10 protein-coding genes are annotated in these 11,768 nt (G+C 58.2%); 9 read left to right on the top strand and 1 reads right to left on the bottom strand.

Features of this window, described 5'->3' with window-relative positions:
- The first annotated feature begins 206 nt into the window (after nucleotides 1-206).
- From C9413_RS18650 to ugpC, 5 genes are all read left to right on the top strand, one after another.
- The gene (locus C9413_RS18650) at nucleotides 207-1,229 is read left to right on the top strand and encodes an IS110 family transposase (protein ID WP_040114520.1); all 1,023 of its coding nucleotides are present in this window, start codon (nucleotides 207-209) and stop codon (nucleotides 1,227-1,229) included.
- A gap of 418 nt (nucleotides 1,230-1,647) precedes the next feature.
- Entirely contained in the window at nucleotides 1,648-2,574 is a 927-nt protein-coding gene (locus tag C9413_RS18645) for a sugar ABC transporter permease (protein WP_040114521.1), read from the top strand.
- Nucleotides 2,567-3,460, top strand: a complete 894-nt coding sequence (locus tag C9413_RS18640) for a carbohydrate ABC transporter permease (protein ID WP_040114522.1) — start codon at nucleotides 2,567-2,569, stop codon at nucleotides 3,458-3,460. Before C9413_RS18645 ends, C9413_RS18640 begins: the two co-directional genes overlap by 8 nt.
- Before the next feature lie 3 nt (nucleotides 3,461-3,463).
- Complete coding sequence (locus tag C9413_RS18635; protein ID WP_040114523.1) at nucleotides 3,464-5,185, top strand: GH32 C-terminal domain-containing protein; 1,722 nt, start codon at nucleotides 3,464-3,466, stop codon at nucleotides 5,183-5,185.
- A 21-nt stretch (nucleotides 5,186-5,206) separates the two neighbouring features.
- The gene (gene ugpC / locus C9413_RS18630) at nucleotides 5,207-6,250 is read left to right on the top strand and encodes a sn-glycerol-3-phosphate ABC transporter ATP-binding protein UgpC (RefSeq protein ID WP_170250744.1); all 1,044 of its coding nucleotides are present in this window, start codon (nucleotides 5,207-5,209) and stop codon (nucleotides 6,248-6,250) included.
- A 173-nt stretch (nucleotides 6,251-6,423) separates the two neighbouring features.
- Here ugpC and C9413_RS18625 read toward each other — a convergent pair whose 3' ends face one another.
- Complete coding sequence (locus C9413_RS18625) at nucleotides 6,424-6,627, bottom strand: cold-shock protein (protein ID WP_040114525.1); 204 nt, start codon at nucleotides 6,625-6,627, stop codon at nucleotides 6,424-6,426.
- Between the two features lie 540 nt (nucleotides 6,628-7,167).
- Here C9413_RS18625 and C9413_RS18620 point away from each other — a divergent pair.
- Genes C9413_RS18620 through C9413_RS18605 form a run of 4 tightly spaced genes read left to right on the top strand, consistent with a single transcriptional unit; the run spans nucleotide 7,168 to nucleotide 11,757 of the window.
- The gene (locus tag C9413_RS18620; RefSeq protein WP_223844109.1) at nucleotides 7,168-7,827 is read left to right on the top strand and encodes a DUF3365 domain-containing protein; all 660 of its coding nucleotides are present in this window, start codon (nucleotides 7,168-7,170) and stop codon (nucleotides 7,825-7,827) included.
- A gap of 38 nt (nucleotides 7,828-7,865) precedes the next feature.
- On the top strand, nucleotides 7,866-10,538 hold the full coding sequence (locus C9413_RS18615; RefSeq protein ID WP_170250743.1) for a response regulator: 2,673 nt from the start codon (nucleotides 7,866-7,868) through the stop codon (nucleotides 10,536-10,538).
- A 14-nt stretch (nucleotides 10,539-10,552) separates the two neighbouring features.
- On the top strand, nucleotides 10,553-10,918 hold the full coding sequence (locus tag C9413_RS18610; RefSeq protein ID WP_170250742.1) for a response regulator: 366 nt from the start codon (nucleotides 10,553-10,555) through the stop codon (nucleotides 10,916-10,918).
- A 35-nt stretch (nucleotides 10,919-10,953) separates the two neighbouring features.
- Nucleotides 10,954-11,757 carry a response regulator gene (locus tag C9413_RS18605; RefSeq protein WP_170250741.1) on the top strand — a complete coding sequence of 268 codons (804 nt, stop codon included), beginning with the start codon at nucleotides 10,954-10,956 and terminating at the stop codon, nucleotides 11,755-11,757.
- Nucleotides 11,758-11,768 lie beyond the last annotated feature (11 nt).

Below are 11,768 nucleotides of genomic sequence, written 5' to 3'. Positions count from 1 at the left end.
TATCCCGGTTGTCCTGATGGTCTACTAGCGAGTCCGGCAGGTCCGGGTTGCGCTCCTTGAGGAGAATGGGAAACCGGCAGCCGAACGTCACTCTGTGACCGAAGCTAACGCATCAGGTCACGCATTGATGGGGTGGACGCCCCTCGACGGCATCGAATGTGCCAACATGGTGGGTGTTAACCGCCACAACAGAGGAGACGTCCGAAATGAACGTTAGCATGATGGGGTTGGATTTGGCCAAGAATGTCTTTCAGGTGCATGGATCGGATACCGCTGGCGCCGTCATTTTCCGCAAGCAGCTGCGGCGTGATAAGCTGCTCGCGTTTTTTGCCGGACAGCCGGCGTGCATCGTCGCGATGGAAGCCTGCTCTAGCGCGCATTATTGGGCACGGGAGATCAGCAAATTCGGCCACACGGTCCGCCTGATTGCCCCTGCCTATGTAAAGCCTTTTGTGAAGCGCCAGAAGAACGATGCCGCCGATGCCGAGGCGATCTGCGAGGCAGCCCAGCGCCCGACGATGCGCTTTGTCTCGGTTAAGAGCGAGGAGCAGCAGGCAAGCGCGGCGGTGTTTCGGGCACGCGACTTGCTGGTGCGCCAGCGCACTCAGACAATCAATGCCTTGCGGGGCCACCTGGCGGAATACGGACTGATTGTTGCCCAAGGCCCATCTCACGTCACCAGACTTGTTTTGCACGTAGAGGATTCCACGAGCAAGTTGCCGGAGGCCACACGCATGGCTCTCGCCATTTTGGTTGATACTCTGAAGTCGCTCGACCAAAGGATCCAGAAACTGGATGTCGAAATCGCTCGGCGTGCCCGAGAAGACGAAGACGCACGGCGGTTGGCAACAATTCCCGGCGTCGGTCCAATCACCGCAACGGCTTTGATCGCCCTGGCCCCAGGAGCGGCGGGCTTCAAGCGAGGCCGCGACTTCGCAGCCTGGTTAGGATTAACACCGTTGCAGCGCTCCACCGGCGGCAAGCAAAAGCTCGGCGAAACATCGAAGATGGGAGAGCGAACACTGCGCCGCCTGCTCATCATTGGTGCGAGCGCGGTGGTGCTGCAGGCTCGCCGGCGCGGCACCCCAGAAGGTTCGTGGCTCGGGCGCATGCTTGCCCGCAAGCCACCCATGCTTGTGACTGTCGCTCTCGCCAACAAGATGGCCCGCATCGTATGGGCACTCATGGCAAAGGGTGGCGTCTATAAGGCTCCAGCTGTGGCGGCATAACCGCCCGGCCAGAGGTCGTCGAGATGTAGGGAAGGTCGAACGGAAGGTATGGCGCAACAGTCGATGAGACGGGGTCGGGAAAGCCAGGAATCTCCGGAGTGCTTCGAGCACGCCGCATTGATTTGGAGCCCGATCCGCGAACTCCCATACGGGCCAGCGACAGATGAACGGTCGCGCGAAAGGCCGGACAGATGTCAGCACCCGACTACGCGTAATGCCGCCCGAAACTCTTCTTGCATTCAACGGGGCGTCCACAGATGGAGATTGGTTCGAGAACCGCAGGACGGCAACAACCTGTCCAGCGAAAGGAAGAGATTTAGCCGATCGGCAAAAACGCTGATCAAACCATAACCGAACCCAAGGAAAAGCCGCCAGTTAAAGGCGTTTTGCCCCTTGTGTTCTTTCATTGGAGGAGATCATGACCTTGCAGCGACCGACGCTCACGGCGCGTGCTGTCCGGCGGGGGGACAAGGGGCGCGTGCTCCAGGAAATCGGCATGCTGGCGCCCGCACTCGCGCTGCTGACGATCTTCCTGATCGTGCCGTTCCTTCTGTCGTTCTGGACGGCAATGACCAATCAACCCTTGGTGCCGCGTCCGACCCCCGTCCGCTTCGTCGGCTTCAACAATTTCCTGCGCATCCTGAAGGACGATCTCTTCTGGACCGCACTCTGGAACGTCTCGCGGTTCACTTTCTGGATTCTGCCGGTTCAATGCGGCCTGGCATTTGCCACCGCTCTTCTGCTGCACCAGAAGTTGCCGTTCCGGAACTTCTTCCGCGGTCTCTTTTTCCTGCCCGCGATCACATCGGTCGTCGTCGTGTGTGTCGTCTGGGGCACATTGTTCCAGTATCCCACGGGGCCGTTCAACCAGATCCTCGGCTTCCTCTCGGGCGGATATATCCAGCCGATCGATTGGCTCGGCGATCCGCAATGGGCGATGTTCTCGATCGTCCTGCTTTCAGCATGGCAAGCCTATGGCTTCCAGATGATCGTCTACCTCGCGGGCCTTCAGGGCATTCCCGATGAACTCTATGACGCAGCGAAAATCGACGGCGCCAACGCGTTCCAGCGCTTCTGGCACGTGACCATGCCGGGCCTCAGGCCGACGCACATTTTTGTGCTGGTCATCACGACCATCCAGGCCTTCAAGCTCTATACCCAGGTCGCAATCCTGACCCAGGGTGGACCGAGGAGCAGCACGGAAACCGTGGTGCACTACATGGTACGTGCCGGCTTCGAGGAACAGAAGCTCGGATATGCGTCCGCCGTTTCAGTCATCCTCTTCCTGATCGTTCTCGTCATAGCGCTCGTGCAGCGCCAGCTTCTGAGGCGTTACGATGTCTGATCTCGCTATTTCCGCAGTGAAGGCCGAGGCAACGCGCGAGCGCTCGGCGATCGGTTCGCTGCGCATTGTGCAGACCGCCTGCATCTTCGTTATCGCGCTGGTCATCATCTCGCCGCTCTTCATGTTGGTCATCGCGAGCCTCAAGGACGACCGCTTCCAGATTCTAGCCGACATGGGCAGCTTCCGCGCCTTCTGGGTATCGAATCCAACTCTTTCGAATTTCGCGGAGGTCGGAAACCTCTCGGGCGAACTCGCCTTCGGCCGTTATCTCGTCAATTCGCTGATCATTCTGGCCTCGACCGTCAGCGCCGGCCTGATCGTCAATTCGATGGCCGGTTTCGTGCTGGCCTGGGGTTCGCTGCGCGGGCGGGCACTGATCCTGTCCCTGGTGATCGCTCTCTATGTCATCCCGCAGGAAAGCATAATCATGCCGCTCGTCGTCATGGTCTCGCGCGCAGGCATGACCGACACTTTCGCCGTCCAGATCGTGCCGTGGATCGCAAGCCCCCTCTATATCTATCTCTTCTATCAGTTCTTCGCACAATTGCCGAAGGAGCTCTTCGAAGCGGCCGAGATCGATGGTGCCTCGGTGTTCCGGATCTACCGCTCGATCTTCCTGCCCTTGAGCCTGCCGGCGCTTGCTACCGTCTCCATCCTCATGGGGATCGAGACCTGGAATCAGTATCTCTGGCCAATCTTGGTGACGCAGACCGACTATGCCCGACCGATCGCCGTCGCCATTGCGACCTTCTTCGGCCAGGACAGCATCTACTGGGATCGCGCCATGGCCGCCTCTGTCCTGATGATGATCCCGATCCTCGTCCTCTACCTCGTTTTCCAGCGCTGGTTCGTCAGCTCCTTCGTTGGCTCCGCCGTGAAAGGGTGATCAATGACACGTCATGCAAACCCCGTTTCGCTTCCCGATGACGGCATCGAGACGCTGAGCGCCTTCCTTCCTGCTGGTGCCACGCTGCATGCGTGGCTGAAGGCCGTCCATGCGGGAATGCCCGCCGAGTTAAGGATAGTTCAAGGGGACCGCGACATCGGCCGCCTCACGGCGCAAAACTCCGAGGAGTTCGAGTTCGTTACGCTGGCAGTCGAACCAGCTGGCGAAACATTATTCAGCTATGACGTCGCCACCACTGCCGTCTCGGTCATTTACGCCTACTCACCGGCCGACGTCCTGGAAAAGGGCATGGCAGTGCTCTACAGCGGTGACGTCAATGCCCCACCTGATGTCCCCGACAGCTATCATTTCCGGCCGCCTTTCGGCTGGATGAACGACCCCAATGGCTTCGGCCGCTTCGACGACAAGGTGCATCTCTTCTATCAGAACTACCCGCACAGCCTGCGGTGGAACACCATGCATTGGGGCCACGCCGTCTCCGATGACTTTCTTCACTGGACGCATATGCCGGTCTTCCTGTTTCCCTCGGCGGAGCTTTCGGCGCGCGCCGACGGACGTGGCGGCGCTTTTTCCGGTACGGCAATTCCGCTCAGTGCGGACGCGCCTGGCATTCGCGTCTTCTTCACCGAGCAGATCAGGGATCGCGCGCCCGAGGAGCAGATCCAGCTGACAGCCGTCAGCCACGACATGGTCACTGTAAGGCCACCGGAAGTCATCCTGCCCGAGCGTCCTGTCGGCTTCGACCTGTCATCGGATTTCCGCGATCCCTATGTCGTCAAAGGCCCGGATGGCCGCTGGAAAATGTTGCTTGGAAGCCGCGACCACGCTGGCGGCGTCATCCTGCTTTACGAGACCGACGATCCAGAGGCGGCGGGCGGCTGGACGTTCGTTCGTATTCTCCACCGCGAGGACCGTTTTGGCATGACGGCGGCCGAATGCCCCTGCATCGTGCCGCTCGATGGCCCGGCAAACGGTCCGAAAACCCGTTGGGCGCTGACCTTCGGTCTCCTGACAAGCCGTGATCCGGCAACCGGGCGGCGTAATATTACGATAGCCACCGTCGGCCGTTTCGACGGCCGGAACTTCGTCAAGGAATTCGAACAGGAACTCGATTTCGGAACCGACGCCTATGCCTTCCAGGCATTCGTGGACCGATCGGGCCCGATTGGCATCGCCTGGCTCGCCAATTGGACGGATGTCTCGAAGAAGGCTGATTTCCCGTCGGCAATGACGTTGCCACGCCGCGTTCTCCTCAAGGACAGCACGCTCTTGACGCCGCCGGTCGCGGCCGTCGAGAGCCTCCGACAAAAGCTTGTCGATGACATCAGGCTGCGTTCCGGCGAAACGCTCGTGCTCGCCAATGGAGCCGTCGAGATCGTCATCGCTCTCGCAGCACCCGGCGCCGCGTTCGATCTCGAATTAGATCATCCCGATGTCGAGCTCGGTTTGAGGATCGATCAGGAAGGATTGAGCATCATCTACGACGCCAGCGACGGCAAATCGCCGCCGCACTACATCGCCGCTGGCGCGCGCCCTTCGACGCTGCGCGTCTTTCTGGACATCGGCTCCATCGAGGTTTTCGCCGACGACGGCCGCTGGACTGGGACGAAGCGCCTGCCGGGATTGAACGCCGTTCGCTCGGCGCGCCTGGTCGCCCCCAAAGGTAACGTTGCGACCGCGCGCGTCTGGCAGCTCAAGCTCTGAAAGAGTGGAAAGGAGGATATCGTGGCATCCGTATCGATCGAACCGGTCCGCAAACAATATGGCGTCGTGCCGGTGATCCATGGCGTTTCCGTGGATATCGAAGACGGTGAATTCGTCACCCTCGTCGGTCCCTCCGGCTGCGGCAAGTCGACCTTGCTGCGTATGTTGGCCGGGCTCGAGGATATCAGCGCCGGCGAAATCCGCATCGGCGGCCGCGTCGTCAACGACGTGGCGCCGAAGGAGCGTGACATCGCCATGGTCTTCCAGAGCTATGCGCTCTACCCGCATATGACGGTTGCAGAAAATATGGGATTTGCGCTCAAGCTGAAGGGGCAGGACAGGGCGACGATCCGCAAACGTGTCGGGGAAGCCGCCGGCATCCTAGCGCTTGAACCGTTGCTCGACCGGCTGCCGAGGCAGCTCTCGGGCGGTCAGCGTCAACGCGTTGCCATGGGCCGCGCCATCGTTCGTCATCCGCAGGTGTTTCTCTTCGATGAACCGCTCTCGAACCTCGATGCTAAACTCCGCGTAACGATGCGTGCGGAGATCAAGGAACTGCACCATCGCCTCAAGACCACGACTGTCTACGTCACCCATGATCAAATCGAAGCCATGACCATGGCCGACAAGATCGTGGTGATGCGGAATGGTCGCGTCGAGCAGATCGGCAAGCCGCTCGAATTGTTCGATCGCCCGGCAAACACTTTCGTGGCAACCTTCATCGGTTCGCCTTCCATGAATCTTTTCGAGGGAAAGGTTTCGGCGGGCAAGTTCGTGATGCACGGAGCAGCATTGCCATTGCCGCCCGGTCAGGATGGCGCCGCAGCCAAAGCCTATGGGGTTCGACCGGAGCATCTTTCTATCCAGGACGGCGGAACGTCGGCGATCGTCGTCGTCGTGGAACCGACGGGCTCCGAAACGCATGTTCTCGTCAAGCTCGGGGATGTGGATGTGACCTTGCTACTCAGGGATCGTGTAGAGCTTCATCCGGGAGAGACGATATCGATTGCTGCCGATTTGACCAAAGTCCATTTGTTTGGTGGTGATGGACAACGCTTGAATTGAGGACAGTGACGTGAGAAGCGGCGTCCGCGATTTCGGAAGCCACTTTGTCAACAGCACCTAGTCTAGTCTGGGCAGCTCCCCATGGCGGAAGCAATTATTTGCAGTGAGCCCGCAGATCTCAGACGCGACCAGCCTCGCCGAATTTCTTGGTCAGGCTGTCACGCGGCACGCGGTCAGAGCACGCTGACGTTCTCGGCCTTAGACTTCCCGGTCTTCCGGTCCTGGCCTATTTCGAAGCTGACCTTGTCACCTTCTCTGAGCGAGCCGCCTCGCTGCAAAGCAGACACGTGAACGAATACGTCAGCTCCTCCACTCTCGGGCGTGATGAAGCCAAATCCCTTATCATCGTTGAAAAATTTAACAGTGCCGGTCGCCATCTCAGTTCCTCTTCAGTCTTTGCGGCATATTTACGCGCAAAACAAACCCTATAGCGCAACTAATTGCCAATCAACGGATGAACGTCAGAGCTGCCATACCCCAATTCTTAAGATCAGGCGCAGCTGCATTTCCGAAATCGTCTCGCACCCATGACCGGCGAGGCTCGTCGTCTCGGAGAAGGAACGACAGACGTTTTTCCGGGATAGCGTGTTGAAATAGTTCAGGCCCCGTTTTCACCCCCCATTTTGGCCCGTCGCGGAGAGAGTCGCAGGGCAAACGATAGCGCCGTATATTTTGATTTTCCGTGGAAGGAAGCTGACGACTTGGCGCAATATGCATCGTCGTCGCGACGTGAAAGGGGCCTTAGGCGTCACTGACTGTTACTAATGACTTTTGAATTTTAGCACAAACTGATATTATCGCAGCCCGGCTACTATACGACGAGGCTCAACATGCGGCGTGGCCTGATATATGGTGTCTTTTTGGCATGGGCCGCGATCTGTGTTTTGGCGGGCTTTGTTGTTGCCGACGAAGACGACATGACTACAGGTGAACGGCTCGCTACATTGTTGCGCGCCGGCCGGACTGTCATCTCGGCACATCAGAAGCTTATCAACGACGAATCCCTAGGAAAAAAGGATCTCACGGGCCAACGCGTCGTCAACGAAGCGTTGCAGATCTTTGCCCAGCGCAAGGGCGATTCCGTATCGGATCAGAATTTCAACCCTCTCGATAAGCAATTGTTCGATGCGCAGGTCGCCGCAATAAAGGAAGTTGTCGACGAACATCAAAGCTTGATCGATACGAAGGGAGTAGGCTTCAAGGGGTTCATTCCCTCGACCTTCGGCCGGTTGGTCAATGAACGTTTCGAGGAAAAGGTCGGCGACAAGGCGAAGATGAAGGTGACGGCGCCGGAAGAGCTGATCCGCAATCGCAAGGCGCGGCCGGATGATTGGGAGCAGAGCGTCATAGAGAGCAATTTTCTGTCTCCCGATTGGCCAAAAGGCAAATCGTTTACCGAGCAGGTGGAGGTGAACAGCCGCCAGTCTTTTCGCATGCTGATCCCTGAATATTACTCGGCATCCTGCCTGACGTGTCACGGGGGACCCAAAGGCGAGGTCGATGTAACGGGCTACCCGAAGGAGGGTAAAGCTGAAGGCGATTTGGCCGGTGCGATCAGCATCACGCTGTTCAAATGAGAGCCTCCGTTACCATTCCAATGCGGATCGGCCGCTTGATGGATCGAAAGATTCCGCTTCGCCTTATTTGCCTTTCGGCCGCGCTTTTGGGCGCGCTGCTCCTTAGCGTCGCCTTCATGGCGCATGATTTGCGTGAAAATCAGGGGCGTGTTGAGGAGGCGAATGCGCGCTTTCATATGTTTGACGATGCTGCCAAGGCGCATCGTCATTTTGGCGAGGTCCGTTATTGGCTGACGGATCTATCGGTCAGCCTGTTGACCCTCTCGGAACGGCGCGCGCAAGAAGCTCGCAAAGCGCTGGAACAAGATCTGGCCCGCATCAAGGTCTTCGCGCCTGATGAAGCGAATACGATCCTACAAGGTTCGAACGCATACTTTGAAAAGGCGATGGAGGCCGTTGACGCCTACACCAATGACAACCGGGTTATAGGCAACTCCCGGCTGGCGGCCGCCAGAAGCTATAGCGATCAAATCGATTCGGTGCTCATGTCACTCGAACAGCGTCTCGAGAACGAAGCCGATCTGGCGCGCGACGCTGCCGATGCAACGGCGCGCAACACCTATCTACGAGCTCTGATCGCAGCCGGCGTGACGACATTGGCCTGCATTCTGATGACCTGGCTGGTGTTGCGCTCCATCCTGGTGCCGCTCGGCCGGATCGACAGGGCGATGACGCAGTTGACGAGGGGGCAGGAGGATGTCGAACTGCCGCCAGAAGGCAGCGATGAATTCGGAAAACTTTCAAAGACGTTGCGATTGCTGCGTGACAGCCAGGCCGAGCGTCGAGAGCTTGAAGCGGTTGCCGAGCGCCAGCGCAATACGGTGATGACAGCGATCGAGACCATTCCCGATGGGTTCGCGTTTTTTGACGCGGACGACCGGCTGGTTTTGGTCAACCAACGCTATCTTCAACTTTTTCCGGAGACTGCGGATCTGATGACGCCTGGAAGGGCCTTTGAAGATATCGTTCGTGCGCAGGCAGAACGCGGCACGACCGATATCGGAAGCGGCAGCATTGAGAGTTGGGTCGCTGAGGCCATGCAGCGTCACCGCCAGCCGCAGGGCATGATCGAGCGGCAATTCGCCAATGGAACATGGCTGCGCATTGCCAAGCGAAAGACGCCGGAGGGCGGCACCGTGGCGGTCTACACGGATATTTCGGATTTGAAGAACCGACAGGCGGAGCTGGAGGAGGCAAGGCGTGGCGCAGAGGTCGCCAGCGAAGAAAAGAGCCGCTTCCTCGCCTCCATGAGCCACGAGCTGCGCACTCCTTTGAATGCGATAATCGGTTATAGCGAAATGCTCATCGAGGATGCCAGCGATCTCGGACAGACCGGATTCATTGCGGATCTCAATAAGATCGAGGGCTCGGGACGCCATCTCCTGGCGCTCATCAACGACGTTCTCGATCTCTCCAAGATCGAGGCGGGCAAGATGGAGCTTTACATCGAGCGCCTCAGTCTAAGACAGCTTCTTGCCGACGTTCAAAATACCGTAGCGCCGTTGATCGCCAAGAAGGGTAACCGCCTGACAGTGAGTGCCTCCGTCGAGCAGGATCAGTTCGAGACCGATAAGACCAAGTTACGGCAAAACCTGTTTAATCTTCTCTCAAATGCCGCCAAATTTACCGAGAACGGCGAGATCAAGCTTGCGGTGCGGCGTTACGAGGACGGAGTTGGTGAATGGCTCGAATTTGCCGTCAGTGATAGTGGAATAGGCATGACGAAGGAGCAGCAGCAAAAGCTGTTCCAAGCATTCGTACAGGTCGATTCGTCGACGACGCGGAATTACGGCGGGACTGGCCTCGGTCTGACCATCACGCAGCATTTCGTCAAGATGATGGGTGGTGCCATTTCCGTCGAGAGCGAATTTGGAAAGGGCTCGACCTTCCGCTTCACAATTCCTGCGATCACCAGAACAGATATCGTCCAGGAAAATGCGCCGCAAATCGATACCTTGGACGATGGGAGCGCGCATCCAACAGTTCTCGTGATTGATGATGAGGCGCGGGCTCGCAATTTCGTCTCCGACGCCGTTCGCAGCGCAGGCTTTACCGTGATCGAGGCGACGGGTGGAGAGGAGGGCTTGTCAAAAATCCGTAGATTGCACCCGGACGCAATCGTCCTTGACGTGATCATGCCGGGTCAAGACGGTTGGTCCGTTCTGCGTGAAATCAAGTCGGACAAGGCGATCTGCGATATTCCCGTCATCCTCGCGACGGTTGTCGCCGATCGCGAGATGGGCCTGGCCTTCGGTGCCGTAGACCATCTGATCAAGCCGATCGACCCTCAGCAACTCGTCGATACCCTAAACGCAGTCGCCGGCGAAGCACGCCATGATGTGCTTATCGTTGATGACGACCCCGCAACCCGCGATCTTTTCCGCAGGGTGCTCGTCCGCGAGGGTTGGCGGGTTCGGGAGGCGGCCGACGGTCGCCATGGTCTTGAACAACTCGAGGCCGGACGGCCGACGATTATGGTACTCGACCTGATGATGCCGAACATGGACGGTTTCACGCTACTTCAGGCGATCAAAGACAGGCGCGACTTGGCAGATATCCCAGTCGTTATCGTCACTTCGAAAGATTTGACGCGAGAAGAGCTGGAGTGGTTGGGCGTTCGCGCGAATGAAGTAGTCAGAAAAGGAACCAAAGGTCGCACCGATCTGATTGCAGCCTTAAAGCGGCACCTTCCGCAAAAGGAAGAGGCGTGAGGAGAGATGTTCGGATGGTCAAGATTCTTCTCGTCGAGGACAATGAGATGAACCGCGATATGCTCACCCGCCGCTTGGAGAAACGTGGTTACGAAGTTGTCAGCGCAACGGACGGGCTAGCCGGCGTCGAGGCGGCCGTGACCACGAAGCCGGACTTGGTTCTGATGGATATGAGCCTTCCTGTCATCGACGGCTGGGAAGCAACAAAGCGGATCAAAAGAAATCCCAACCCTGCTGCCATACCGGTGATCGCACTGACCGCCCATGCCATGGCCGGCGATCGTGAAAGGGCAATCGAGGCCGGTTGTGACGACTACGACACCAAACCGATCGAACTACTGGGTCTGCTCGACAAGATCGCCCGTTTGACCGGAGGGTAACGATCGTGGCTCAATCTCGGGACATCGGGCACCGGATGTTTATCGCCAGAATCGCCCAAAATATCGTCGATCCAGCCCAGGCCATTCTGGGTTATCAGGAACTGATTACGGAAGAGGTGCGTGAAGCGGGACCCAGTGATGCTTTGCCGGATCTTGAAAGGATATTGAGCGCCGCCCGGGAGCTGAATACATTGATCAAGCGGCTTCTCGACATCGAAACACCGGAGAGTGGGAAAGCCCCCTCGCTCGATAGACTTTTACGGCATGATCTCAGAACGCCATTGAATGCCATCCTCGGCTATTCCGAGATGTTGATCGAGGACTTCGCCGATACCTTGCCGGCGCGCCTGCTGGAGGATGTGTCGAAGGTCATTCGTGAAAGCCGCAATTTGCTTGCGCAGATTGACGAAACACTTGATGGGTCGCCTCCTGATGCGGATCAGGAATTTCAGCCTAAATTCGATGGAACGATCGCCGCCGATCTGGCTAGGACAATGGCGACCCGTTCTTCGGCCGTCACGGAACGCGCAGGACGTATCCTCATCGTCGACGACACGGCGTCAAATCGCGATCTCCTGTCCAGACGGCTCCGCCGCGATGGACACACCGTCGTAGCGGCAAGCTCCGGCCAAGAGGCGATTCGTATCTTCGATCAGCAGGAATTCGACCTCGTATTGGCCGATATCCTGATGCCGGACATGAACGGTATAGAGCTTCTCGGCCAGCTTAGATCGGACCGACACTTTCGCGAGATCCCGGTCGGAAGGAGTTCCGGCCTGAAGGATGACGACGCCGTTCCCCGGTGCATTGAGGCGGCGGCGGGGGAGGAGGCGCGCTAACCGAGCGTACG

It is taken from the genome of Rhizobium sp. SEMIA 4085, assembly GCF_013004495.1.
GTDB lineage: Bacteria > Pseudomonadota > Alphaproteobacteria > Rhizobiales > Rhizobiaceae > Rhizobium > Rhizobium gallicum.
This window is presented reverse-complemented; position numbering and strand designations above follow the sequence as displayed.